Origin of the sequence: Rhodococcus sp. D-46, assembly GCF_011290655.1 — a bacterium.
Classification (GTDB): Bacteria; Actinomycetota; Actinomycetes; order Mycobacteriales; family Mycobacteriaceae; genus Rhodococcus_F; species Rhodococcus_F qingshengii.
On record NZ_JAANTF010000005.1, the window covers coordinates 81,039 to 106,257 of the forward strand.

The 25,219-nt window shown below is 63.0% G+C and carries 27 protein-coding genes; 17 read left to right on the top strand and 10 right to left on the bottom strand.

Features of this window, described 5'->3' with window-relative positions; translation table 11 throughout:
* From G9U53_RS13610 to bioB, 3 genes are read right to left on the bottom strand one after another with little or no spacing between them, the layout of a single operon-like run.
* On the bottom strand, positions 1-591 hold the full coding sequence (locus G9U53_RS13610; RefSeq protein WP_165638785.1) for a DUF2567 domain-containing protein: 591 nt from the start codon (positions 589-591) through the stop codon (positions 1-3).
* An 11-nt stretch (positions 592-602) separates the two neighbouring features.
* Positions 603-827 (bottom strand): hypothetical protein, encoded by a 225-nt coding sequence (locus G9U53_RS13615; protein ID WP_003941741.1) that lies wholly within the window; start codon positions 825-827, stop codon positions 603-605.
* On the bottom strand, positions 824-1,837 hold the full coding sequence (bioB, locus tag G9U53_RS13620; RefSeq protein WP_024487821.1) for a biotin synthase BioB: 1,014 nt from the start codon (positions 1,835-1,837) through the stop codon (positions 824-826). Before bioB ends, G9U53_RS13615 begins: the two co-directional genes overlap by 4 nt.
* 164 nt (positions 1,838-2,001) lie before the next feature.
* Between bioB and G9U53_RS13625 the strand changes: the two genes are divergently transcribed.
* Positions 2,002-2,658, top strand: coding sequence for a TetR/AcrR family transcriptional regulator C-terminal domain-containing protein (locus tag G9U53_RS13625; protein WP_003941670.1), 657 nt, complete (start codon positions 2,002-2,004; stop codon positions 2,656-2,658).
* Here G9U53_RS13625 and G9U53_RS13630 read toward each other — a convergent pair.
* Both G9U53_RS13630 and G9U53_RS13635 read right to left on the bottom strand, forming a co-directional pair.
* Entirely contained in the window at positions 2,644-2,964 is a 321-nt protein-coding gene (locus G9U53_RS13630; RefSeq protein WP_165638786.1) for an AzlD domain-containing protein, read from the bottom strand. The two genes, G9U53_RS13625 and G9U53_RS13630, sit on opposite strands and share 15 nt — an antisense overlap.
* Entirely contained in the window at positions 2,961-3,674 is a 714-nt protein-coding gene (locus G9U53_RS13635; RefSeq protein WP_064444274.1) for an AzlC family ABC transporter permease, read from the bottom strand. The genes G9U53_RS13630 and G9U53_RS13635 overlap by 4 nt, the downstream gene beginning before the upstream one ends.
* 64 nt (positions 3,675-3,738) lie before the next feature.
* Between G9U53_RS13635 and G9U53_RS13640 the strand changes: the two genes are divergently transcribed.
* From G9U53_RS13640 to G9U53_RS13650, 3 genes are all read left to right on the top strand, one after another.
* Positions 3,739-4,311 (top strand): XRE family transcriptional regulator, encoded by a 573-nt coding sequence (locus tag G9U53_RS13640; protein WP_047270126.1) that lies wholly within the window; start codon positions 3,739-3,741, stop codon positions 4,309-4,311.
* 101 nt (positions 4,312-4,412) lie between these two features.
* Positions 4,413-4,826: a VOC family protein gene (locus G9U53_RS13645; RefSeq protein ID WP_030537099.1), complete on the top strand. Its 414-nt coding sequence runs from the start codon at positions 4,413-4,415 to the stop codon at positions 4,824-4,826.
* A 29-nt stretch (positions 4,827-4,855) separates the two neighbouring features.
* Positions 4,856-5,230, top strand: a complete 375-nt coding sequence (locus G9U53_RS13650) for a VOC family protein (protein WP_030537100.1) — start codon at positions 4,856-4,858, stop codon at positions 5,228-5,230.
* A gap of 5 nt (positions 5,231-5,235) precedes the next feature.
* On the opposite strand, the gene G9U53_RS13655 is transcribed toward G9U53_RS13650, so the two are convergent.
* Positions 5,236-5,400: a hypothetical protein gene (locus G9U53_RS13655; RefSeq protein ID WP_003941708.1), complete on the bottom strand. Its 165-nt coding sequence runs from the start codon at positions 5,398-5,400 to the stop codon at positions 5,236-5,238.
* Positions 5,401-5,688: 288 nt separating this feature from the next.
* On the opposite strand from G9U53_RS13655, the gene G9U53_RS33940 reads away from it, so the two are divergent.
* The 7 genes from G9U53_RS33940 (at position 5,689) to G9U53_RS13685 (ending at position 12,614) form a co-directional block, all read left to right on the top strand.
* Positions 5,689-5,817 carry a hypothetical protein gene (locus tag G9U53_RS33940; RefSeq protein ID WP_003941742.1) on the top strand — a complete coding sequence of 43 codons (129 nt, stop codon included), beginning with the start codon at positions 5,689-5,691 and terminating at the stop codon, positions 5,815-5,817.
* 58 nt (positions 5,818-5,875) lie between these two features.
* Positions 5,876-6,316, top strand: a complete 441-nt coding sequence (locus G9U53_RS13660; protein ID WP_007733103.1) for a tail fiber domain-containing protein — start codon at positions 5,876-5,878, stop codon at positions 6,314-6,316.
* A gap of 10 nt (positions 6,317-6,326) precedes the next feature.
* Entirely contained in the window at positions 6,327-8,297 is a 1,971-nt protein-coding gene (locus G9U53_RS13665; protein WP_347570813.1) for a helix-turn-helix domain-containing protein, read from the top strand.
* A 112-nt stretch (positions 8,298-8,409) separates the two neighbouring features.
* Complete coding sequence (locus G9U53_RS13670) at positions 8,410-9,693, top strand: hydroxymethylglutaryl-CoA reductase, degradative (RefSeq protein WP_054827941.1); 1,284 nt, start codon at positions 8,410-8,412, stop codon at positions 9,691-9,693.
* Positions 9,694-9,698: 5 nt separating this feature from the next.
* Positions 9,699-10,667: a hydroxymethylglutaryl-CoA lyase gene (locus G9U53_RS13675; protein ID WP_165638788.1), complete on the top strand. Its 969-nt coding sequence runs from the start codon at positions 9,699-9,701 to the stop codon at positions 10,665-10,667.
* 76 nt (positions 10,668-10,743) lie between these two features.
* Positions 10,744-11,235, top strand: coding sequence for a hypothetical protein (locus tag G9U53_RS13680; protein ID WP_003941716.1), 492 nt, complete (start codon positions 10,744-10,746; stop codon positions 11,233-11,235).
* Positions 11,232-12,614 (top strand): tripartite tricarboxylate transporter permease, encoded by a 1,383-nt coding sequence (locus G9U53_RS13685; protein WP_003941745.1) that lies wholly within the window; start codon positions 11,232-11,234, stop codon positions 12,612-12,614. Before G9U53_RS13680 ends, G9U53_RS13685 begins: the two co-directional genes overlap by 4 nt.
* A 61-nt stretch (positions 12,615-12,675) precedes the next feature.
* Here the strand turns inward: G9U53_RS13685 and G9U53_RS13690 are convergent, their stop codons facing one another.
* The 3 genes from G9U53_RS13690 to G9U53_RS13700 all read right to left on the bottom strand — a co-directional run bounded on the left by G9U53_RS13690 (position 12,676) and on the right by G9U53_RS13700 (position 16,101).
* Entirely contained in the window at positions 12,676-14,088 is a 1,413-nt protein-coding gene (locus tag G9U53_RS13690; protein ID WP_347570814.1) for a diguanylate cyclase, read from the bottom strand.
* 187 nt (positions 14,089-14,275) lie between these two features.
* The gene (bioD, locus tag G9U53_RS13695; RefSeq protein WP_165638790.1) at positions 14,276-14,959 is read right to left on the bottom strand and encodes a dethiobiotin synthase; all 684 of its coding nucleotides are present in this window, start codon (positions 14,957-14,959) and stop codon (positions 14,276-14,278) included.
* Complete coding sequence (locus tag G9U53_RS13700) at positions 14,956-16,101, bottom strand: 8-amino-7-oxononanoate synthase (RefSeq protein WP_165638791.1); 1,146 nt, start codon at positions 16,099-16,101, stop codon at positions 14,956-14,958. The genes bioD and G9U53_RS13700 overlap by 4 nt, the downstream gene beginning before the upstream one ends.
* 38 nt (positions 16,102-16,139) lie before the next feature.
* Between G9U53_RS13700 and G9U53_RS13705 the strand changes: the two genes are divergently transcribed.
* The 5 genes from G9U53_RS13705 to G9U53_RS13725 all read left to right on the top strand — a co-directional run bounded on the left by G9U53_RS13705 (position 16,140) and on the right by G9U53_RS13725 (position 24,112).
* Complete coding sequence (locus G9U53_RS13705) at positions 16,140-17,432, top strand: adenosylmethionine--8-amino-7-oxononanoate transaminase (RefSeq protein WP_165638792.1); 1,293 nt, start codon at positions 16,140-16,142, stop codon at positions 17,430-17,432.
* A 57-nt stretch (positions 17,433-17,489) separates the two neighbouring features.
* Positions 17,490-19,829 (top strand): glycogen debranching protein GlgX, encoded by a 2,340-nt coding sequence (gene glgX, locus G9U53_RS13710; RefSeq protein WP_083058773.1) that lies wholly within the window; start codon positions 17,490-17,492, stop codon positions 19,827-19,829.
* A 13-nt stretch (positions 19,830-19,842) separates the two neighbouring features.
* Positions 19,843-22,209, top strand: coding sequence for a malto-oligosyltrehalose synthase (gene treY / locus G9U53_RS13715; RefSeq protein ID WP_165638793.1), 2,367 nt, complete (start codon positions 19,843-19,845; stop codon positions 22,207-22,209).
* 94 nt (positions 22,210-22,303) lie between these two features.
* Positions 22,304-23,116, top strand: a complete 813-nt coding sequence (locus G9U53_RS13720; RefSeq protein ID WP_007733124.1) for a mycofactocin-coupled SDR family oxidoreductase — start codon at positions 22,304-22,306, stop codon at positions 23,114-23,116.
* Between the two features lie 66 nt (positions 23,117-23,182).
* Positions 23,183-24,112, top strand: a complete 930-nt coding sequence (locus G9U53_RS13725) for an NADP-dependent oxidoreductase (RefSeq protein WP_042921812.1) — start codon at positions 23,183-23,185, stop codon at positions 24,110-24,112.
* On the opposite strand, the gene G9U53_RS13730 is transcribed toward G9U53_RS13725, so the two are convergent.
* A complete protein-coding gene (locus G9U53_RS13730; protein ID WP_223304504.1) occupies positions 24,102-24,548 on the bottom strand; it encodes a PaaI family thioesterase in 447 nt (148 codons plus the stop codon). The genes G9U53_RS13725 and G9U53_RS13730 overlap by 11 nt on opposite strands.
* 55 nt (positions 24,549-24,603) lie before the next feature.
* On the opposite strand from G9U53_RS13730, the gene G9U53_RS13735 reads away from it, so the two are divergent.
* Positions 24,604-25,197, top strand: coding sequence for a TetR/AcrR family transcriptional regulator (locus G9U53_RS13735; RefSeq protein WP_003941729.1), 594 nt, complete (start codon positions 24,604-24,606; stop codon positions 25,195-25,197).
* Positions 25,198-25,219 lie beyond the last annotated feature (22 nt).

Consider the following 25,219-nt stretch of genomic DNA (forward strand, 5'->3'; position numbering starts at 1 on the left):
TTACGGAAGTTTCAGCTGGCTTTCGACTTCGGCCTGTTCGGTGTCGGTGGCCGGATCCCCAGATTCCGGATCCCCGGATTCCGGGTGGTCCCCCACCCCGAGGTCGTCGTACGGATTGAGCACTGCAAGAACCAATGTCACGACGCACGCCGCGAGCGGCTGAAACAGAAGCACGAGCAAAGTTCCGACGTTCGGGGCCCGCGCAATGATCTCCCCGACCGCCGGATTGTCGGCCGTGGGGAAACGCAGTTTTGTCACGCCCGAACCCACGAGTGCCATCAGTCCGGTACCTGCCACTGAACCGACTATCAACCCGCCCAGGGCATAAGGACCTCGACTCAGGCGTGCCAACCAGGCCGCCACCGCCGACAGCACACCGACGATCAGTGCCAGCCAGATGAACACGGCGCTCGCGTCGAACTGATGAAGGCTCTCACCCGTCAACGCGACGCCGCGCCCCTCGGACACCACCAACAGGTGCTCGGCCGGAGCCAAGAACGCCCACAGCACACCGACGAGCACGCTCACGCCCGCAATGGTTGCGGCGATCACGATCGCGGTGCGCAGACGAATCTGCCGAAGAGAGATCACACAGAGTGACGCTACCTGCGGGCGACGTCGATCGAGTCGACGACACCGTGTCGGGAGCATTTCGCCCACCATCCGTCAGGGCTGACCTGAACGATCATGCGGCGCCCGCACTGCTCGCAGAAGCGAGGAGGCTCGAGCCCCATCGACGCCGCAGTCGGCGTCGGATCGTCGACGCCGTCGACGATCCGACGCCCGGTGAACGGGTTGTACCGCTCCTCGGTCACCGGAGTGCTCACAGAGTGTCGTTCAGTGCTTTGATCGGCATCTGCAGATCCACCAACAAATCCAGATCCTTCTCGGCGGGACGTCCGAGGGTCGTCAGATAGTTGCCGACGATCACGGCGTTGATTCCGCCGAGGATGCCCTGCTTGGCACCCAGGTCGCCGAGAGTGATCTCGCGTCCACCCGCGAAGCGCAGGATCGTGCGAGGCAGCGCGAGACGGAATGCCGCCACGGACTTGAGCGCCTCGCTGGCGGGCAACACGTCCAGATCACCGAACGGGGTACCCGGACGCGGGTTGAGGAAGTTGAGCGGGACCTCGTCCGGCTCCAGTTCAGCCAGGTTGGCCGCGAATTCTGCGCGCTGCTCCAGGGATTCGCCCATGCCGAGGATTCCGCCGCAGCACACTTCCATGCCTGCTTCGCGAACCATCCGAAGCGTGTTCCACCGCTCTTCCCACGAGTGCGTGGTCACGACGTTCGGGAAATGCGACTTCGAAGTTTCCAAGTTGTGGTTGTACCGGTGCACACCCATGGCGGCCAGTTGGTCGACCTGCTCCTGGGTGAGCATGCCGAGCGAGCAGGCGATCTGGATGTCGACCTCGTTGCGGATCGCCTCGATGCCTGCGGCAACCTGAGCGAGCAACCGGGCGTCGGGTCCGCGGACGGCGGCCACGATGCAGAACTCGGTAGCGCCCGACTTCGCAGTCTGCTTGGCAGCTTCCACCAAGCTCGGGATGTCCAACCACGCCGCGCGAACCGGCGACTGGAAGAGTCCGGACTGCGAGCAGAAATGGCAGTCCTCAGGGCAGCCGCCCGTCTTCAGGCTGATGATGCCCTCGACCTCGACCTCCGGTCCACACCACTTCATACGCACATCGTGGGCGAGAGCCAGCAGGTCTTCGAGCCTGTCGTCGTCGAGTCGGAGTACGTCGAGCACCTGGCTTTCGGTCAGGCCAACTCCTCTTTCGAGAACTTGCTCGCGCGCCTGGTCGAGGATGTCGACCGTCGCAGGGGCCGTGCTAATCGGGGGCGGGGTCACAGACGTCTCCTTCGAAACCAGCAAAATTGAACACCGTACAAGTTGAACGGTGTTCACGTTAGAGACGTGGTGGAATACTGTCAAAGGCGGGTCCGATCGACATCCGATCGCGAGCGGTCCACAGCGGGACGAAACGAGGGGAACGACAAGTGCAGTTGCGACGCGGCGACGTGCTGGACGGCGCCATGGCAATACTCGACGAGTTCGGACTTGCCGACCTCACGATGCGCAGGCTCGCAACCTCACTAGGCGTCCAACCCGGCGCCCTGTACTGGCACTTCCCGAACAAGCAGACCTTGCTCGGCGCGGTCGTCGACAAGATCCTCGAAGACCTCGACGCCCCCGTCGACGCAGACACGTGGCAAGAAGCGTATTCCGAACTGGCACACAGACTTCGGTCTGCCCTACTGGCGCACCGCGATGGCGCCGAGTTGGTCAGCGCCACCTTCGCTTCCCGGATGACAAGCAGCAAGGTGCGCGAGCATTTCGTACAAGCCGGGCAAGAATCCGGTCTCTCACGCGAGCACGCCCAACTCGCGGCGTACGCCCTGCTGTATTACGTACTCGGCCATACCGTGGACGAGCAGTCCCGAGCGCAGATGGAAGAAATGGGGGCACTGACCAGAGCACCCATTTCCCCCGACTCCCCCGAGGTGATCGGCGGCGGTTCCGACGAGGACCTCCTCGACGGCGATCCGACAGTGCGCTTCCAGTTCGGCCTGGACCTGTTCATCGACGGCATTCGCACTCGCCTGAATTCGATCCCCGATTCAACGCCCATCGAATCGGCTCTACGACACTCCTGACAGTCGGAGTACTGCAGTAGTGCCGGCCGCGACAATCACCACGACCACCAACGGCGCCTTGAACCAGGCGCAGATGCCTCCGGCCACCATGCCGAGCATCCGCGCCGGCCCCGCAACGTCATGCCCGGTGAAGACCGTCGATGTCACAACCACTGCGAGCAGCAGCACCACGACAGCACGATCGAGGGTTTTCTCGGCGAAGCCGGAGAGCTTCACCCGAGCGCGGAGCAGAACGCCACTTCCCCGCAAAGCGTAAGAACCGCAAGCGAACACGACGATACCGATCCAGACCGACGCGGTATTCATCGAACCTTCTCCCGGAACGGTATCGTCACCGCGATACTCAGCAGCGCTACGAGCGGCGCGGTGCCGGGCGGCAGGAACGGCGACGTGGCCACCGCGACTGCTGCACCGATCAGGGCGGCAAGCAGCGTCACCTTCTCCTTCAGCGCAGGAAAGACAAGGGCCAGAATGACAACCGGAAACGCGGCATCCAATCCCAACGCGCCGGGGTCTCGGACGACGCTGCCGAGCAGCCCGCCCAGGAGAGCTCCGATCGGCCACGACACCGCGATCCCGATTCCACAGAACCAAAAAGCCGCACGCTTGCGCTCCACCGATTCCTGCGCCATGGCGACCGCGACGCTTTCGTCGTTGACCAGGTGCGCGCCGACCAACTTGCGCCAGCCCGAGCCCCTGCGCCAGCCTGAATCTTTGTAGCGATCCCTGCCGAGGAATGATCCTGCCGACATCCCATAGGCGAAGTTACGGGAGTTGATCAACAAGCCCGCCACAACAGCAGCGGTGGCACTGCCTCCGGCTGCGATGATTCCGATGAACAAGAACTCCGAAGACGCTCCCAGAACGAGTACAGCCAACGCCAAAAGCTGCCACAACGAGAATCCAGCCGATCCTGCCGTCACACCGTAGGACACACCGACGATGGCCACGGAGAGACAGATCAGCACGCTCACCCGAACCGTGTCTCGATCAACTGTTCGCCATAAAGAACGCATGTATTCTATGTTGAACGAAGTGACACCGTTCGTCAAGTAGAACGATCGATCGGAGAATCGAACGATGCCCAGTAATGAAACGGATACAGCGGAGACTCCTCAGAAACTGGTCGCCGTCGCACTCAAACGGGAACGTGCCCGAGCAGGCTTGAGCCTTTCGGAGGTCGCCCGGCGCGCCGATATCGCCAAGTCCACACTCTCCCAACTCGAATCCGGACTCGGAAATCCGAGCCTCGAAACACTGTGGGCACTCGGAAACGCATTGGGCGTGCCGTTCTCACAACTCGTCGACTCTCAGGCACAGACCGTTCAGTTGATTCGAGCCGGAGAAGGTCCCGCGATTGCGTCGGCAAACGCGTCGTACATCGCGACACTCTTGGCGCCGAGCCCACCGAACGCACGACGCGATCTGTATCGGATAGTCGCCGAACCGGGCGAGCCGCGTATTTCGACTCCGCATGCACGCGGCACCACCGAACACGTCGTGATCGGCACCGGACGGGCGCAGGTCGGGCCCACTGCAAATCCGATCGAACTCGGACCGGGCGACTATCTTGCTTATCCCGGCGACGAGGAGCACATCTTTCGGGCGCTCGAGCCCGGGACGACAGCGATCTTGGTGTCGGAACACACCTGAGCCGCGATGAGTTTCGCCGCTGCGGGAAGTCTGTATCTGGGAGGTGATGTGGCCAGAGCCTCGATTGCCGACGACAGTAACGACCGACAGCAGGAGGACCCATGTCCGGATCCAGCATCAGCAGCATTTTGCTCTCGAGCACCGACCCCGAACGCTTGCGCGACTGGTACGCCGAGGCGTTCGCCCCGAAGGTCGACCGGACTCCCGGCGAACCCGGCTACGACGTGCTCGACTTCAACGGTTTCTACGTGATGCTCGACAGACGCGACGACGTCGGCGAGACCAACCCCCAGCCGGGTCGCATGTTCCTCAACGTCGAAACCGACGACGCCCGGTCGATCGCACAGCGCATCGATGCGCTCGGCGGAAAATGGCACGCTCCACTCGAAGACCGCGGGGGCAGTTTGTTCGCCACTGCGATCGACCCCGACGGAAACTACGTTCAGATCATCGAGTTCAGCGAGGAAGCCAGGGCCGAGATGGAATCCGGAATGACGGATTCCCAAACCACCTAGTCCGGCAACCGCTGGGAACGGAGATAGTCATGCTTACAGACACGAAAGCATTCAGCGGATTTTCGGTGACAGACATCGACTCTGCAAAGAAGTTCTACGGCGAAACACTCGGGTTGAAGGTAACCGACGGAGACATGGGACTGATTCGCCTACATCTTGCCGGCGGAACCGAGATCCTCGTTTATCCGAAGCCGAATCACGAAGCGGCGACCTACACGATTCTCAACTTCGTCGTCGACGACATCGACACAACCGTCGACCAACTGACCGCACGTGGCGTGGAGTTTCTCAAATACGACGGATTCCCCCAGGATGCGCGAGGCATCATGCGTGGCAACGGCCCCGACATCGCCTGGTTCACCGATCCCGCCGGCAATGTTCTGTCGGTGATCAAGGAGTCCTGACGCGCTTAACCGCTGAACAGCTGCGACTGCCGCTGTTCAGCGGTGTCGGTGTTGGAGCGTTCTGCTGCCGCAGTTTCACGCTCGGCAGCCAGTTGCTCGGCGCTTTTTGCGTCGACAACGGGCTCCGACGCGCTGAGGTCGGAAAACAAGCCACTGCTCGATTCGTTCACATGCCACCCTTTTGCCTGGTCATCGTTGCCGCGCGCAGATAAACCTGCGTTAGAGATCGGTCGATGGCTACTCAATTACTGCCGCCCGTACGGCGCCGACAAGACGCCGATGACTCAGCAGTTCTTCACCCAGTGTTGCACGCCTGTGTTTTCCACGAGAAATTCGGTCCAGACGGGTTGTCATCGCCCGCACGGCGGAGCAATGTGAAAGATGAGCGCGGAGCAGGTCGGCAGCACTTTCGTCGGACACCTGGCCCCTCAATTCACCGCACAATTTTTGGAGGAATCATGTTGGGAATTGCTTTGGGCCTCGGCAGCGCCGCTGTCGGAATCGGCCTCGGACTGCTCGGCGCAGGAGCGGGAATTCTGCTGAGCGACAAGACCGTCAAAACCGCACGACGTGAACTCACCGCCTGACGAGGGCGAGCGCACTGAATTTTTGGGCACTCGGGTCGGTATTCGGGTGAACGCCGCGATGCGACACCCCGCGCAGTGGGTGTTCGCACGGGCCGCGCATCGACGTGGCGTGCATACCGGCGTAGATGTTCCGACGAGCGCGCAGGACGTGCTCGACCGGTTGACGGCACTCCGAATAAGTACGTGGAGTTACGGATTCGACCACAAGTCGGTCCGTCACCTGGGTCCGATGGCGCAAGACTTTGCGGCGATTTTCGGCTTGGGATCCAACGCCCGCCGGATCTCCGCCGTCGACGCGAACGGCGTCTGCATGGCGAGCATCCAAGCGTTGAACCGCAAAATCAGTGCCCTCGAGACAGAAGTCAGTGCGCTCGAGAAGGACGTGAACAGACTGAGACGGGAAACGGGAGACACGAGCACGACTCGGAATGCATTGGAAACAAACAACAATCACATATCCACACCGCTCGACGAATTCGGTGGATCCACCGGTCTGTAGTTTGTTCGGTGTGACCGCCCCTGATTCAGACTCCGACTCAGCGCCCAACGTGATTGCCGCGCTGTTCGACGTGACGTCCGATGCAGTCGGCGACGAACATGTCGAACAGGTACTTGCCGAATTCGGCTTTGGCGCAACGGAGGTCGCGGAGACCGCGGCCCGCATCCGGGCCAGTCGGTCGGAATTTCGGCGACTTCGCCGTCGCGAGAACGAATTGGCGGTTCTCTATTCGAGTGCACGTGAGCTCGCGCAGGTTCGCGACGTGGACACACTGCTGCAGAGGCTGGTCAACCGCGCACACGACATCATGGGCACCGACGTCACGTACCTGTCCGAGTTCGACGTGATCACTCGTGACCTGAATGTTCGAAAGACGGCCGGCGCGGTCTCGCCGGAACTCCAGCATCTGCAAGTTCCTGCCGGCGCGGGACTGGTCAGCGCGATTGCCGAATCTCGAGCAGCCCAATGGGTTCAGAACTACAGCGACTACACGCAGTCGCGCCATGACGAAGTGGTCGATGCCGCGATCGTCGCCGAGGGTCTGGTGGCGATTCTCGGCGTGCCGATGCTCTCCGACGGCCAGATCCTCGGAGTCCTGTTTGCCGCCGACCGTCGGGAACGGCGTTTTACCGCAGATCAGATCGCCCTGCTCTCGGCGCTGGCTGATCACGCCTCGGTGGTCCTGCAAACCGCGCGGGCACTCGACCGCGCCGAGGAATCCGCTGCCGAGACCGGGAGAGCACTCGACGAGCTGCGCGAACACGTGTCCGCGCGGGACAAATCGAACGTCGTCCACCAGGATCTGATCCACGCCGTTCTCCGCGGCGGCGGATACGCCCAGGTTGCACGAACTCTCAGCAGCTCTCTCGAGCGCAGCACCGTCGTCGTCGACAGTGAGCTACGCCCACTCGTGAAATCCTCTGGCGAGCAGATCACGACGGTGCCGATGTCTCTTCCTCCCGCCGTGTCCGAGGCCATCGACCAGAGTCGCCGAAGCGGCCGATGCACGTTCGTCGCCGACAGTGAGACCGTGATCCAACTCGTCAGCGCCGTAACCGCCGGAGAATCGTTCCTCGGGGCCATCTTGCTGAATCATTCGGACGCGCCGATCGGCCCCGTCGAACTCCGGACCGTGGAACGGGCAGCTCAGGTCACTGCCATCCTCGTGTTGCAACACTCGGCGGCGGCAGCAGCGGACCGGCGTGCACGTGACGAACTGGTCGCCGACTTGCTGAGCACTGCGCCCGAGCGTAGGCGCGATCTCGAACGTAGGACCCGAAACCTCGGCATCTCCCTCGGCGAACTGGACACCGTCCTCGTGGTGTCGGTCGCTCCGGAACTCCGCACCGCCGCGCTCCGCGCAATCGGGCAGTCTCTGCCGGTAGCGGGGTTGGCGGCGCAGCATGCCGGATTGATCGCGGTGGTCTCGCGCTCGGGAAACCCGGCAGCCGCGGCGACGGTCATTCACCGTCAGATCACCGGTTCGGTAGGACCGCACGCAGTAGTCATTGCGCCGGCGACGGCGGAACGCCCCGAAGAGCTCCCGGCGCGCTTCACCTCGGCGCTGCGCACGGCCCGCCTACTCACGGCATTGGGCAAGACCGACGGCGCGGTCACGACGGCGTCATATCTGCCGTACACCGTTCTGTTCGGCGAAAATCCGGAATCACTTCATCAGTTCATCGACGAAGTAATCGGCCCGGTACTCGCGTACGACCGCGACAAGGACACCGATCTCACCGCGACCCTTCGTGCCCTGGTACGCAACGACGGGAGCCCGACCAAGGCTGCCCGCGCACTCAACTATCACCCCAACACCGTCGTTCAGCGTCTCGACCGCATCCGTACGCTCCTCGGTCAATCGTGGCGCGAAGACGAGAACTTTTTCCGGGTGTCCATGGCGACGAGGCTCGACGAACTTCGGGACGTGGGAACCGAAGAGGCCGGAAGCGGCATCAACGACAGCGCCGATGGTGCATGACACTACAATTTCGACCGATCGATGTGTCGTGAGCACGTGGCCTGGCAAGCATCGACCTCCCTACTGTGAAGCGGAGCACAGAACCACTTCAGGAGGACGACCCCACGTGTCTATGAACAACCGGTCCATCAACAGCCGCATCGCCGATTTCCGGTCCTACGACGTCGCCGCACGACGCGCCGAGATCGTCCGCCAGACCGACCTGACCGAGGCAGACATCGCGGTCTACGACGCCGCCGACGGCCTCACCATCGACCAGGCCGATCGCATGGTCGAGAACGTCCTCGGCGTCATCGGCATCCCGGTCGGCGTGGCCACCAACTTCACGATCAACGGCACGGACTACCTGATCCCGCTCGCCACCGAGGAGCCGTCGGTAGTCGCAGCCGCAAGCAACGCTGCTCGCATCGCACGCGGACTCGGCGGCTTTCACGTCTCGAGTACCCCGCCGATCATGCAGGCCCAGATACAACTCGTCGACGTCGTGGATCCGGCAGCCGCCCGTATCCGACTCCTCGAGGCACGTGAAGAAATCATTGCACTCGCCAACGAACAGGACCCGAAACTGGTCAGCGTCGGCGGTGGCGTGAAGGACGTTTCGGTTCGCATCGTGTCCTCAGACAAGGCCGCCTACGTCGTCCTCCACCTTCACGTCGACGTACGAGATGCGATGGGCGCCAACGCCGTCAACACGATGGCCGAGGCAATCGCGGATCGAGTCGCCGAGATCGGCGGCGGACACGTCGTCCTGCGCATCCTCACCAACAAGGCCGATCTGCGGCTGACACGCGTTCGCGCCGTGTTCGACGCCGAATTGATCGGCGGCGCAGAGGTTGTGGACAACCTGATCCATGCCGCACGCTTGGCGGAGCTGGATCCCTACCGCGCCGCGACACACAACAAGGGCATCATGAACGGCATCAGCGCCGTGGTGCTGGCGACCGGAAATGACACGCGCGCAGTCGAAGCCGGGTGCCACTCCCATGCAGTCAACGCCGACGGAATCTACTCGTCGCTCTCGCATTTCGAGAAGAATGCCGACGGAAACATCGTCGGCACCCTCGAGCTACCCATGCCGGTCGGCCTCGTCGGCGGGGCCACCAAAGTGCACCCCGTAGCGCAGGCCGCAATCAAGATGCTCGGCGTCGAGAGCGCCGAGGAACTCGCCGGCATCATCCTGGCAGTCGGCCTGGCGCAGAACCTGGCTGCTGTCCGCGTTCTGGCCAGTGAGGGTGTCCAGCGCGGACACATGGGGCTGCACGCCCGCAACATCGCTGCCACCGCCGGAGCGCAGAAGAGCGAGATCGACGCCGTGGTGGCACGCCTGATCGCGGACAAGAGCATTCGCGTCGAGCATGCCGAGAAGGTTCTCGCCGAGATCCGCGGCGGAAACTGACGACAATGACCGAAACAGTTGCAGGATCACCGGTGTGGAAGCCGGCGCCTCATCGAGTGCCGGCGCCGGGGCTGCCGACCTCGGTCCGGATCTACGAAGTCGGGCCACGCGACGGACTTCAAGCGGAAACAGCGGTGATCCCGACCGAGACGAAAGCCCAGTTCATCGAACGCCTGGTCGCGGCCGGCTCCCGCACTGTCGAATTGACGAGTTTCGTCTCACCTCGATGGATCCCGCAACTTGCGGACGCGGAAGAATTGATGGGTCGGCTGCACCTGCCGGACTCGGTACGTACGGTCGTTCTTGTCCCGAACCGCAAGGGTCTCGAGCGGGCCGTCGCCGCCGGAGCAAGCGAGGTTGCAGTATTCGTCAGCGCCACAAAGGAATTCGCGAAACGCAACCTCAATTCCACGGTGGACGGCGCGATCGCCGCGGCTGCCGAGGTCACTACGGCCGCCCGAGCCCTGGGACTTCCCGTCCGCGGCTACATCTCCATGTGCTTCGGCGACCCCTGGGAAGGCTCCGTGCCCGTCGAGCGTGTCGCCGACATCGCAAAGACCCTGATCGACAGCGGTGTCACGTCACTCTCACTCGGCGACACCATCGGCGTCGGCACACCTGGCCATGTGCTCGCTTTGCTCGGCGCCCTCCGAGAACGTGGCATCCCCACATCGCAGATCGCCATGCACTTTCACGACACCTACGGCCAGGCGCTGTCGAACGTCTATGCGTCGTTGACCGCTGGGGTATCCGAATTCGACAGTTCCGCAGGTGGTCTCGGACGGTGCCCATATGCCAAGGGCGCGACCGGAAATCTCGCCACCGAGGAGCTGGTGTGGATGCTCCACGGCCTCGGGATCGACACCGGCATCGACCTGGATTCGCTCACCGATACAAGCAGCTGGATGGCCGAACAGATCGGCCATTCGAGCCCGTCCCGAGTTGTCACCGCCCTCCGCGCAGCACGCACCTGACACCCGCAACGCAAGCCCCTCATCTCGCAAGCCCTTCCCTGTACGACCCCGCCATGCATGACACTGGAGAAGACTGATGTCACCACCGCAGCCGGCAACGACGCCGACCACCACAACCGAGCCGACCGAGCAGCAGACATACCTCGAAGTCTGGGGTGACACCGTCAACGGTCGACACCTCGCGATCTCCGTTGCAGTCGGCAGTGTCGTCGGCGCCTCGGCCCTTCTCGCGGCCCAGGCACTGTTCGAACGGGTCGTCAGCGAACCGTCGTTGGCCCAGGCGTACAGCCTTCTGGTCGGCATCGCGGCCTGCCTGCTCGCCGGCGTGGTCTGCGGAATCTTCATCAAGCCGAAGCGGATAGTCGCCTTGGCCGCCGCCGACGCGGAGTCGATCGACGGTGTCATCACGACGATGAGTGAACAGCGCCAGGGTCTGGGCACTCTCGCCGACATTCCGGAGCAGAGCCGACAGGAACTTCGCGAGCTGGGTCTGTACGACCACTTCGCCGCTGCCGAGGCCGAGCACGCACGGGTCTCGAACACACCGAAGGACGGTGGGCGCGCATGAGTTCGGTTCTGACCAACGAAATTCTGATTGCCGTTCTCTTCGGCATCATCGGTGCGGTCGCGTTCACGTTCATCGGATTGATCTCCGGCACGGACGAGACCGCTACGATTGCACCGCTGACTCTGCTCGTGATTCTGCTCGGCGCTCCCCCGGCGGCGGTCTTCACGTTCTTCCTCTCCGGTGCGATCGCCAAACACATGACGCACGCGGTGCCGACGATGCTGCTGGGCATTCCCGGCGACACGATGGCGATTCCACTCTTGCCGGAAGCGCAGATGATGCGCTCACTCGGCATCCCGCACATCGCACTCCGCAAGGCGATCTCGGGAGCAGTGATCTCGGCGTTCGTCGCTGTGCCGGTTGCCGTTTTGTTCGCGACCATCCTCGCGCCGTTCGCGGACACCGTTCAGTCGATAGCACCGTGGCTGTTCCTGGTCGCCGCCATCGGCATCGCCTACGCCTCACCAGGCCGCTGGGCCGGGGTTGTCGCCCTCGTTCCCTTCGTCATCTTGATCCTCGGCGCCCGCGCGTTGACGTCGAATTACGATGTGTCGCTGAACATCAGCTACTTCCTTGCGATCGCAGTCGGGCCGCTGATCGCGGACCTCGCATTGACCTTGGGCCCGTCGAGCCGTAAGGACATGGAACGCAGTGAACCCAAAACCGTTGCATTGGCCCCGGACATCAAAGGATGGAAGGGATACTTCCCCAATCCTCTGAAGGTCCTCGATCGCAAGCAGATCGGTTACACCGCCGCCGCTTCCACGGTGTCGAGCGCAACCTTCGTCTTCAGCCCGGTCGCCATGACTGTTCTGATGGGTGAGCTGGTAGGTGCGCGGATCAAGAACGGCTATCACCGACTGACCACAATGGTCTCGGCGAAGAACGGTACGACGGAATCCACCTACATCGCGGAAACCCTCATCCCACTCGTCGCTTTCGGCCTTCCGCTCAGCCCGCTCGCGGCAGGCCCCGCAGCCCCTCTGTTCAACGCTCCACCGGTGTTCGAGACCAATCAGGAAACCGGAGTGATCAACAATCTCTCCACGTACCTGACGCAGTGGGAGTTCCTGCTCTACGGACTGCTCGCAGTGGTCACGGCAACGGTCATCGCATACCCGTTTGCCATGAACTACGCGTACCGCGCTGCGTCAGCGGTGGTCAAGCACATCAGTCACGAAGCTGTGATCGCGGTGTTCACGGGACTCGTCGTCGTCATCAGCATCTGGGAGGGCGGCATCCTCGGGCTTCTGATCACCGTGACGGTCGGCCTGGTCGGTGGTCTTCTCGGGCGCCTGTTCAAGATTCACGGCGGAGTTCTGTTCATGGGTTACTACGTAGCGCTGTTCAGTGTTCCTGCGCTGATCAATCTGTTCTGAATCGGTCGACTCCACCACCACGTGCGGACCCGCAACAAACTGCGGGTCCGCACGTATTTCTTCAGCTACCGACCGTGAGCGCCACGGTTCGATTGCGGTCCAACTTCTTCGCTCGATACAACGCCTCGTCAGCGCAATCGACCAATTGCGTCAGGTCTGCGTCGCCGTGGGGTGAACACGCGACGCCGATGCTGACCGTCGGCCCGAATTCACCCAATACTGCCGACGAATTCTCCGCTTGCGCGCGTCGAATCATCTCGGCTGTTTCGGTCGCACCCTCGAGATCGACGCCGGCCATCAGTACGACGAACTCCTCGCCGCCCAATCGGGCGAAGAGATGCTTGTCATCGAGGTGCCGCCGCACCTGATCGGCAAAACTCACCAACGCCGTATCGCCGGCACGATGACCGAGGTTGTCGTTCACCATCTTGAAGTGATCCAGATCCATCATCAGGACGCTGACCGGACGTCCAGAGGGGCGACGCGGATCGGTCGCACCCGTCACGCTGCCGCCTCGCCGCAGGAATTCGTCCCGGCGCAACGCACCGGTGAGATCGTCGTGGGTGACGGCCTGGGTGAGTGCCTCGAGCGCGCGGCGACGCTCGAGGATCACGCAGGCCACCGCGATCGGCGCTACCGCCAGCAGCGACAATCCGATCTGGACCGACGCGCTGACCGGCGAGACGCCCTCGCTGGACAATCCGAGATGGCCGTCGACCGTCAGTACCAACGTCCAGGCAGTTGACACAGCGGTGAGCACCGACGTGACAAATACATTGGTGAGCAAGGCTGCAGTCACCAGCGCCGGCATGGCAAACGCGATCGCTCCGGCACCGCCTATCACCCACTCCAAGATGATGCAGACGGCCAGCAGCGCCGTCGGAACGACTGATCGACGCACAAGCGTGGCAACAGCTTTCGGTTCTCGATCCACTCGTCGAAGCGAAGGGAATGTCAGCACCAAGGGGACGATGGTCATGTAGTTGACGAACTCACTCGAGAACCAGAGCAACCAGCCGTCCCACCACTGCCCGCCGAACAGCACGCGGTTCGCGATTCCGCCCACGAGCGCCGCCATCGACGCGGCGGCGACAGTCATCGACACGAGATAGCCGACGGACTGAATACTGGTCAGTCGACGGTCCTCACTGTCGACCCAGCGAAAGGCGTAGAAGCCGCTCGCAACCCCGACGATGTTGGCCGCGTTGAGCCACACCGTGGACTCCCATGCCCCACCGGTGATCAGGTCGGCTCCGACATAACCGACTACGACGCAGATCCAGGTGAGCAGTGTGGCGGAACGCGGCGACCGAAAGAGGATCCCGAGTAGCAGCGCGTTCGCCGGCCAGAAGACTGCAAGCGTGCCCGGCAGACGGCTCAGAATTCCGACCAGGCACGAGACGAAGACGACTACGCCGATAAGCAGTGCGCGACGTACGGCCGATGACGACAACGACTTTTCGACCGTGCTCACCACCTACATTCGACTGACCTACTCACAATTCGACAACCACTGTCGGTGACCAAGGCGCCCCGGATGCAGGGTCGCCGCAAGACACCCGTCGAAATATACCGACCGGAATCGTACGCGAGGGACGTCGAAACCCGAGGCGCCCCACTGTGCCTTGGCTATCGATGCGGACAAATCGGATGTTACGTCGTCAGTTGGTCAAATGAAGTTCACGGAGCGTGATCGAAGCGGTGCGAGCAAACTCTCGGACACTCGCGCCTCCACTTCCGGCAGGCATTACCCCGAGAAGGGGAACACCGCTGACCGAAACCAGATCCTCGCGATTGCATCTCTCGGCGAGGTCCGGTTCCTGCGGCCACGAACCGATCACCAACCCGGCGCAGTCCACGCCGGATGCACGTAGGGCTTCCACGGTCAGTGCGGTGTGGTTGAGCGTGCCCAGGCCGGACGCAACCACCAGCACCACTGGCACTGCCAGAGCCGCGGCAAGATCGCGAGCGGTGAACCCGTCGACGCCCAAGCGGACCAGCAAGCCGCCGGCGCCTTCGATCAGGGTCAAGTCGTGGGTGGTGTCCAGGTCGCGAGCAACTCGGACTACTTCGTCGAGCGCCAACAACGGCAGACCACTTCGACGGGCAGCAGTATCCGGCGCCAAAGGTTCGGGATACCGCGCCAACTCGACCAGCGTCACGCCGCCGCCGGTCAGACGCTCGATCTCGGCCAGATCACCCGCACCGTCCACGTCGACGCCGGTCTGGGCCGGTTTGAGCACTGCAACCGACTTGCCCGACTGCAAGGCCACCGATGCCAATGCGGCTGTCACCACTGTTTTTCCGACGTCGGTCGACGTTCCGGTCACCAGGAAAATGCTCATGCTCGGGCTCCGGCCAATACTTCGCGCAGTACGAGAGCGATCCGCTCCATCTCGGATGCGGACAGCGTCGCTCGTGCGGTCAGACGCAGCCGTGACGTTCCTTCCGGAACCGACGGCGGGCGGAAGCAACCGACATGCAACCCCTGATCCCGGCACGCCGACGCGGCATCGAACGCCCGCTGCGGATCACCGAGAACGACTGAGACGACAGCAGATTCAGGCGACGGAGCACCGGTGACGTCCGCCAGCTCGGATGCCCGGGCCAGGACGTCGAGCGCTCGCGTCGGCTCACGCTGGAGTACGGCGAGTGCAGCCCTGGCCGCGCCTACGGCGGCCGGTGCGAGCCCGGTGTCGAAGATGAACGTTCTTGCCGCGTCGATGAGATGCGCGCGGATCTTGTTGTCACCGAGCACAACTCCGCCCTGGCTGGCGAGCGACTTGGACAGTGTTGCCGTCACGACGACGTCGGGTTCACCGGCCAGGCCCGACTCGTGGACGAGTCCACGTCCACCGGCACCGCGCACACCGATGCCATGCGCCTCGTCGACCAACAGGATCGCCCCGTACTCGCGGCACACCTGATGCATCTGCCGCAGTGGCGCGAGGTCTCCGTCGGCACTGAAGACCGAATCGGTGACGACCAGCGCTCGCTCTTCCACTCTGCTGCGCAACGTGTCGGCGAGAAAGCCCACGTCCGAATGCGGAGCAACGACAACCCGAGCACGTGACAGGCGGCAGGCATCCACCAGCGAGGCATGCGATCCCGCATCGGAGACGATCAACGACCCTGGACCCGAGAGCGCCGTCACCGCGCCGAGATTGGCTGTGTAACCGGAGGAGAAGACAAGTCCGGAGTCCGCCCCGACGAACTCGGCCAGTTCGACTTCGAGCAGTTCGTGTTCGGTGGTGGTGCCGGTGACCAGACGCGAGCCCGTGGCGCCCGCGCCCCAACGGCGCAGAGCCGCCGCGGCACCCTCCATCACATCGGGGTGCCGCACGAGTCCGAGGTAATCGTTCGACGCCAGGTCGATCAACGGGGAGTCGACCGTGCGAGGACGGAGTTCGCGACGCAGTCCGGCGGCCCTGCGGTCCGCTTCGACGGCCGTCAGCCAATTCAGCGAGGTGTTCACTTTTCCGACCATACTTGAACACCGTTCAACTCAATGGTTAGGGTGCATCCGTGCTCACAACCGGACTTGATCCCCATGACGTCTCCGCCATCGATGCCGATGTCCTCTGGCATCCGTACGGATCGTTTCCCGCGTCGACTCGTCCGCTGATCGTCGACTCTGCGCAGGGGGCTAGCCTGACGCTCTCCGACGGCCGCCGATTGGTCGACGGGATGAGCTCGTGGTGGGCCGCCATTCACGGCTACCGCAATCCCGTGCTCGACACCGCCGCCGCACGGCAGCTCGGCAAGATGAGCCATGTCATGTTCGGTGGACTGACGCACGAACCCGCCGCTCGCCTCGGGCGGCTGCTCGTCGACATCACACCACCTCACCTCGACAAGGTGTTCCTCTCCGACTCCGGTTCGGTGGCCGTCGAAGTCGCAGTGAAGATGTGCCTGCAGTACTGGCGGAGCCTCGGAAAGCCGTCGAAGAATCGTTTGATGACCTGGCGCGGCGGATACCACGGTGACACCTTCACCCCCATGAGCGTCTGCGATCCCGACGGCGGCATGCATTCTCTCTGGACCGACGTCCTGCGCCCTCAGGTCTTCGCGCAGGCTCCCCCGGCGGGCTATCTCCCCGAATACGTGCAGGAGTTGGAATCGCTCTTGGCCGAGCATCACGAGCACCTCGCAGCGGTGATCGTGGAACCAGTGGTCCAAGGTGCCGGCGGAATGCGTTTCCACGATCCCGCGTACCTGATCGACCTGCGTAACCTCTGCGACAAGTACCAAGTCCTCCTGGTCTTCGACGAAATCGCGACCGGATTCGGACGCACCGGAGAATTGTTCGCCGCCGATCACGCCGGCGTCAGTCCCGACGTCATGTGCGTCGGCAAGGCACTGACCGGCGGGTACATGAGTCTGGCGGCAACGCTGTGCACCACGGAGATCGCGGAGACCATCACTGCCGGTGAGGGCGGCGGGCTGATGCACGGCCCCACCTTCATGGGCAATCCACTCGCGTGTGCCGTCGCGGTGGCGTCGACCGAACTTCTGCTTGCGATGGACTGGCGGCGTGACGTCGCAACCCTCGAACGTGGCCTCGCTCGAGGCCTCGCCGAAGCCGTCACAATTCCCGGGGTCGTCGACGTCCGCGTCAAAGGCGGAATCGGAGTGATCGAACTCGAACAGCCGGTCGACATGCAGAGCGCGACCGATGCAGCCGTCGACGCCGGCGTCTGGCTCCGGCCGTTCCGCAACCTCGTGTACGCGATGCCTCCGTACCTGTGTTCGGAGGCAGAGGTGGAACAGATCACAGCCGGAATGCTTGCAACCGCCCGCAGCCAGGCGAAACGGTGATCGGCACCGTAGACAGTCGACGAGATTCGATCGGCTGCACCCGATAGGGTCTGATTCATGGATCAACCGCCGAGCGAGACCTCAGCCACTCCCATCCCGGTATGGCCTGGCAGTGCGTACCCACTCGGTGCCACCTACGACGGCGCGGGGACCAATTTCTCGCTCTTCTCCGAGGTCGCCGAGGCCGTCGAGCTGTGCCTGATCGCCAAGGACGGAACCGAAACCCGCATTCGGATGGACGAGGTCGACGGTTACGTCTGGCATGCGTACCTTCCGTCGGTATCCCCCGGCCAGCGATACGGCTACCGCGTACACGGGCCGTACGATCCGGCTGCAGGTCTGCGATGCGATCCGAGCAAGCTCCTGCTGGACCCGTACGGAAAAGCGTTCGACGGAGACTTCGACGGAGACCGTTCGCTGTTCTCGTACGACGTCGAATCGGCGGCGGACCCCGAACCTTCAGGAGACGACGAATCTCCCGCCGTGGAGCCGCAAGAGGCTATCGACGAAACGAGTTCGGAAGCCGAATCGGACGAGGTGGGCCTCGAAGACGACTCGCCCACGGGCGATCAGGAATCGGACGAGATCCTCGAGCCCGAACCCTTCGAGCCGGAACCACTCGTCGACGAACCCGCCACCATCCCTTTCCCCCAACATGATTCGCTCGGCCATACGATGTCGACCGTCGTCATCAACCCGTTCTTCGATTGGGCGTCCGACCACTCGCCGAAGCGTCCGTATCACGAGACGGTCATCTACGAAGCGCACGTCAAGGGTATGACCGCGACGCATCCCGGAGTTCCGGAGGAATTGCGCGGCACGTACGCGGGGCTCGCTCATCCGGTGATCATCGAGCACCTCACCGATCTGGGTGTCACGGCGATCGAACTGATGCCGGTCCACCAGTTCATGCACGATCAGGTGCTTCTCGACCAAGGTCTGCGAAACTACTGGGGTTACAACACCTTCGGCTTTCTCGCTCCACACACCGACTACTCCTCGGCCACGAAACCCGATGCGGCCGTAGCGGAATTCAAAGCCATGGTGCGCAGCTTCCACCAGGCGGGTATCGAAGTGATCCTCGACGTGGTCTACAACCACACCGCCGAGGGCAATCACATGGGGCCGACCATCAGCTTCCGCGGAATCGACAATGCCGCCTACTACCGCCTGGTCGACGGCGACGAAGAGCACTACATGGACTACACCGGAACGGGCAACAGCCTCAACGCCCGTCATCCGCATACGCTGCAATTGATCATGGACTCTCTGCGGTACTGGGTCACGGAGATGCACGTCGACGGTTTCCGCTTCGACCTCGCCTCGACACTCGCCCGTGAACTGCACGACGTGGACCGCCTTTCGGCCTTCTTCGATCTCGTGCAACAGGATCCGATCGTCAGTCAGGTGAAGCTGATCGCCGAACCGTGGGACGTCGGCGAAGGCGGTTACCAGGTCGGCAACTTCCCCGGCCTGTGGACCGAATGGAACGGCAAATACCGCGACACCGTCCGCGACTACTGGCGTGGTGAGCCGGCAACGCTGGGGGAGTTCGCCTCCCGTCTCACCGGATCCTCTGATCTCTACGAGGCCACCGGACGTCGCCCTGGCGCGAGCATCAACTTCGTCATCGCTCACGACGGTTTCACCCTGCACGACCTCGTCTCGTACAACGAGAAGCACAACGAAGCCAACGGCGAGAACAACAACGACGGCGAATCGCACAACCGATCTTGGAACTGCGGGGTCGAAGGCCCCACCGACGACCCGGAAATCCTCGAACTGCGTGGCCGTCAGAGCCGGAACATACTGGCTACGCTGATGCTCAGCCAGGGCACCCCGATGCTTGCTCACGGCGACGAGATGGGCCGAACTCAGCAGGGTAACAACAACGTTTACTGCCAGGATTCGGAACTGTCATGGATGGATTGGACTCTCGCGGAAACCAACGCCGACCTCGTCGAGTTCACCAAGCGCGCAATTGCCTTGCGCGCCAAGAACCCGGTCTTCCGGCGTCGTCGATTCTTCGAGGGGCGACCTATTCGAAGCGGCGATCAGAGTCGCGACATCGCCTGGCTCACGCCGTCTGGCGAAGAGATGACTCCGGCCGACTGGGACAGCGGTTTCGGCAAGTCGTTGGCTGTCTTTCTCAACGGTGACGCGATCCCGGAACCGAACTACCGTGGCGAGCGCGTCACCGGAGATTCGTTCCTTCTCTGCTTCAACGCCCACTACGAAGATCTCGAATTCTCCACCCCCAACGCGGACTACGCGTCGGAGTGGACCGTCGTACTCGACACCTCGGTCCCCACCGGTGAGAGCGATACCGTGATCAAAGCCGGAACAACATTGGATGTAAAAGCGCGAGCATTGACGGTACTTCGCAGAACCGCTTGAGGGAGACGTGCACATGGCCCCGATAACCAGCACCTACCGACTGCAGTTGCGACCGGATGCATTCACTCTTCGTGATGCGGCCGCACAGGTGGACTACTTCGAGGCATTGGGGGTCTCACATCTCTATCTCTCCCCCATCCTCACTGCAACGTCCGGATCGACGCACGGCTACGACGTCACCGATCCGACAACCGTGTCCGAAGGACTTGGTGGCCGCGAGGCCCTGGTGGAGCTCTCGCGCGCCGTTCGATCACGTGGGATGGGCCTGATCGTCGATCTGGTCCCCAACCATGTCGGTGTCGCCAAACCTCGCGAAAATGCTTGGTGGTGGGACGTTCTCACGCACGGGCAGTCGTCGGAGTACGCGCATTTCTTCGACATCGATTGGGCCGAGGACAACGGAGCCAACGGCGCCGACGGCAAACTCTCACTCCCGGTACTGGGCAGCCCGGACGATCTCGACGCACTGACTGTCGAGAAAGATGGCGAGGAAACACTTCTCGCGTTCTACGAGCACCGCTTCCCCATCGCTGCCGGTACTGAATTCGGATCTCCACAGGAGGTGCACTCCAGGCAGTCGTACCGACTCGTACCGTGGAACGCCGGGATCGTCAATTACCGACGGTTCTTTGCCGTCAACGAACTCGCTGCGCTGCGCCAGGAGGACCCCCAAGTCTTCGAACTCTGCCATCGGCAAGTGAAGTCGTGGGTCGACGAAGGACTGATCGACGGCGTTCGCATCGATCATCCGGACGGACTCGCGAATCCGGCGGAATATCTCGGGCGCCTGCGAGAACTGATCGGACCAGATCAGTGGCTCGTGATCGAAAAGATCCTCGGCCATACGGAACCACTCGATCCGATGCTCCCGATCGACGGCACCACCGGATACGACGCCCTCAATCAGTTGGGCGGCATTTTCGTCGATCCCGCCGCCGAACTCGAATTGACCGAACTCTCGGCAGATCTGACCGGCGACGACGGGGACAGTACGTGGTTGCATCACACCGAACGTCAGTTCAAACGCGACACCGGGCGCGGTGACCTGGCACCGGAGGTTCGCAGGCTCGTACGTGCAATCCGACGCGAAACCGGAAGTCGTTGCAGTGAGACCGAACTGAACGACGCAGTTGTCGTCGCGATCGCTCGGATGCCGGTGTACCGATCCGACTACAGTCCCCTCGCCGGTTTGGCCGCTCGGATCGTCGGCGACATGCACGAATTGGCTCCCGGACATGAACCATCGTTCAACGTGTTGGCGCAATCCCTGGTGAACAGCGGTGAAGCCTCAGTTCGCTTCCAGCAGGTGTGTGGCGCTGTCATGGCCAAGTCCGTCGAAGATCGACTCTTCTATCGGACGGCGCGCCTGGTCTCACGTCAGGAAGTCGGCGGCAACCCGGCATCGCTTGCCGTCTCCATCGCCGAATTCCATCTCCACAACGCGGACCGAGCGAAGCGGTGGCCGCGCGCGATGACGAGTCTGTCCACTCACGACACCAAACGCGGCGAGGACGTGCGGGCACGGATCGGTGTTGTGTCTCAGGTGCCGACGCTGTGGGCCCGGCTGATTCGCGAGTGGGAAGACGTGTGCCCCAGCCCTGATCCGCTTACCGGATTGTTCTTGTGGCAGAACATCATCGGTGTGTGGCCGGCGGACGGCCGCTCGGCAGCCTCGGTTCCAGAGCTGCGCGAGCGTTTGCACGCCTATGCGGAGAAAGCCGTCCGCGAGTCCGGCGCCAGAACTTCCTGGAACGATCCGGACGTCGACTTCGAGTCGGCAGTTCACCGCTGGATCGACGAGGTGATCGACGGCCCGGTCGGTGATTCGGTCAGCGAATTCGTCGGCCGGATCGCGCGTCACGGCTGGTCGGACTCTCTGGGCCAAAAGCTGCTCCAACTTCTCGGGCCCGGCGTTCCCGACGTCTACCAGGGCACTGAGCTGTGGGAGGACTCGTTGGTCGATCCGGACAACCGGCGGCTTGTCGACTACGGAACGAGGCGATCACTGCTCGATTCCGGCGCCGCGCCGATCGACGCAACAGGAACCGCAAAGTTGCACCTCGTTCGCACGGCACTGACACTGCGGCGGGAGAACCCCTCGTGGTTCGATCACGGTGAGTACCGGCCGGTCTTCGCTTCAGGTTCCGGATCCGGTCATCTGGTCGGCTTCTCGCGCGGCCCGGCAGGTGATCCGCCTATGGTCGTTGCTGTGGCGACGCGACATTCGCTCAGACTCTCGTCGCACGGTTGGAGAGATACGCGAGTGGACCTGCCAGATGGCGAATGGGTCGACGCACTGAGCGGACAACCCGTCTTGTCTTCGGATGCGCGGGACATCTTCGCTGCCGGGCCATGTGCCCTGTTGACCAGGGTGCGCTGAGCGGTTTCCGCTGACTGGGCATTCACCCCCGAAAAGAACTTCGTCGCGCTAACTTCCGAAGAGCAGATCATCACCACTAGTCGGAGGTTTGAGCATGGCCGCCAGTCGATTCACCGGAAAAGTTGCCTTCATCACCGGAGCCGCCCGTGGTCAGGGGCGCGCCGAAGCTGTCCGGCTGGCAGAAGAGGGCGCAGACATCATCGCCGTCGACGCGTGTGTTCAATTCGAATCCACCTCGTATGCCGGCGCCACCGACGACGACCTGGCCGAGACAGTCGAACTCGTCAAGGCCCTGGACCGTCGAATTGTCGCTACCAAGACCGACGTTCGCGACTTCTCTGCGCTGTCCGCGGCGCTCGCGGCCGGCATCGACGAATTGGGGCGACTTGACGTCGTCGTCGCGAACGCCGGAATCTGTTCTGCCAACATGTCCTGGGAAATCACGCCCGAGCAGTGGCAGGAAACGCTCGACGTCAACCTGACCGGCGTCTTCCACACCGCCAAGGCAGCGATCCCGCACCTGATCAAGCAAGGCACCGGTGGCTCGATCATCTTCACCAGCTCCGTCGCCGGCCTGCGCGGCCTCCCCTTCCTCGGCCATTACGTCGCGAGCAAACACGGCATCACCGGTCTGGCCAAGACGATGGCCTCGGAGTTGGGGCAGTACAACATTCGGGTCAACACCATCCACCCACACGGCGTGGAAACCGGAATGCAGATGACGGACATGCGGCCGCTCATCGACGCCAACGCCCACACACTCGGTCCGATCTTCATGCAGACCTTGCCCGACCCGGTCAGCCAGCCGGAGGACATCGCCGCCGCCGTCGCGTTCCTCGGTTCCGACGAGGCCCATCACATCACCGGCATCGCGATGCCGCTCGATCTGGGCACCCTGATCCGCTGATCGAATCTTCTCGAGTTTTTCCCGTCCTCGGGGAATATCGCTTCCCCGAGGACGGTTGCGCGAGACATGACCAAAACTGTTGTAGCGCAGACGTACGGCACGCCCGAGGTCCTGAAGCTGGTGGACGTCGATTTACCGGCACCGAAATCAGGTGAAGTCCTGGTCGACGTGAAGGCGATCGGCGTCAATCCCTTCGACTTCAAGCTCTACAGCGGCGCTTTCGGCACCGACCCCGAGAAACTTCCCATCCGCCTCGGCGGCGAGGCAGCGGGCGTCGTCTCGGCTGTCGGCGACGGCGTCACAAATGTGAACGTCGGCGACGAAGTGATCGTCAGCCCCGGCAACGGCCTCTACTCCGAACAAGTAGTCGTGCCGGTCTCCTCTGTCACCGCGAAGCCCGCAGGCATCAGCTGGGAACAGGCAGCCGGCCTCCTTCTGGTCGGCGGAACTGCAGTCGACGCCCTCGACACCATTCGGGTCGGTTCCGGCGACACCGTTCTCATCCACGGCGCGTCCGGCGGCGTCGGTGCGATCGCTGTTCAGCTGGCAGTTGGTCGCGGAGCTACGGTGATCGGCACTGCGGGAGCCTCGAATCAGGATTACGTGCGCTCGCTCGGCGCCACGCCTGTGCTCTACGGCCACGGCCTCGAAGCGCGTGTCCGTGAACTCGCGCCGAACGGCGTCGATGCGGCGTTCGACACCGCCGGAACGGACGAAGCCGTCGATGCATCTCTGGCTTTGGTCACCGACAAGAGTCGCATCGTCACCATCGTCGCGTTCGGGCGAGCTCAGACCGACGGCTTCGCTTCCGTCGGCGGCGGTAATCCGGCGAGCGCCGAAGCCCGGTTGAAGGCACGATCCGAACTTGTCGAACAAGCCGGTTCCGGACACCTCATCGTGAAGATCGCCAAGACCTTCCCGCTAGCGGACGTGGCACTCGCTCACACCGAGTTGCAGAGCTCCCATCCCGCCGGGAAGTTCATCCTCATTCCCTGACGTTGCTTGCGGTTCCCTGTGTCTGAGGGGCGAGTGGAACCAACAGGGTGGTGCCGAACGCGACGAGCACGGATTCGCCTTCGCGTTCGGCATGTACCTCGGCAGTGACGAACACCTGCTTGCGCCCGGCCTTGACCGAGCGCGCCGTAGCGACAAATGCGGTTCCGACGCCCGGACTCACGAAATTGACCGCGCAGTTGGACGCCGCCACGACACCTACCTGGGTGAAAGCAGCAAATCCGCACGCGGTGTCGACGAGTCCCGCCACGAGCGCAGCGTGCAGGTGTCCCGAGTACTGGCCCAGATCCTCACGCCATTCGAGCCGCAGACAAACGCGACCCGGTTCGGCCTCCGTGACTTCGAATCCGGCCCACCGGTTGAAGGCCGCCGAGGCGTTGACCGCCCGCAACTGTTCGAGCATTTCAGAATTTCCCATGTAGACCAGTCTACATAGATTGTGGTGGATCGCTGGGGTGTTTAAGCTCCAACTCGTGGCGACTCCCCCGAAACACCGCGAAGCACTCGTACGAGCTGCGGCCGATCTGTTTCGCCGCCAGGGGTATGCGGCAACGGGCCTCAACGAGATCCTCAAGTCGAGCGGGGCGCCGAAAGGTTCGCTGTACCACTACTTTCCCGGCGGCAAAGAGCAGATCGGCGAAGAGGTCGTCCGCGTCGGCGGGCAGTTGGTCACCGACACCCTGACCGAACTCGCCGACAGCCAATCGGACGCCGGGTCGCTGCTGCGCGAGTACGCGCGGTTGCTCGCCGGATGGGTGAGCGATTCGGATTTCCACGAAGGCTCGCCGATCACGACGGTGTTGTTGGAACTTGCCCCCGATTCGGAGAGCGTGACAGCCGCCGGACAGGCGGTGTATCGACAGTGGACTTCGCTACTGCGCGACACACTGATCGCGTCCGGGGTCGGACGTGCGCGAGCGGAACGGCTTGCCGTCCTGGCAGTGTCCGCGCTCGAGGGCTCGCTGGTGCGGGCTCGCGTCGAACGATCCGGTCAGCCGATTCTCGATTCCCTCGGCGAGGTCGCCGACGTGTTCGACGGAGCAATCGCCGCGGCGCACTCGCACTGAGCGAACGCGACCTGAGCGAACG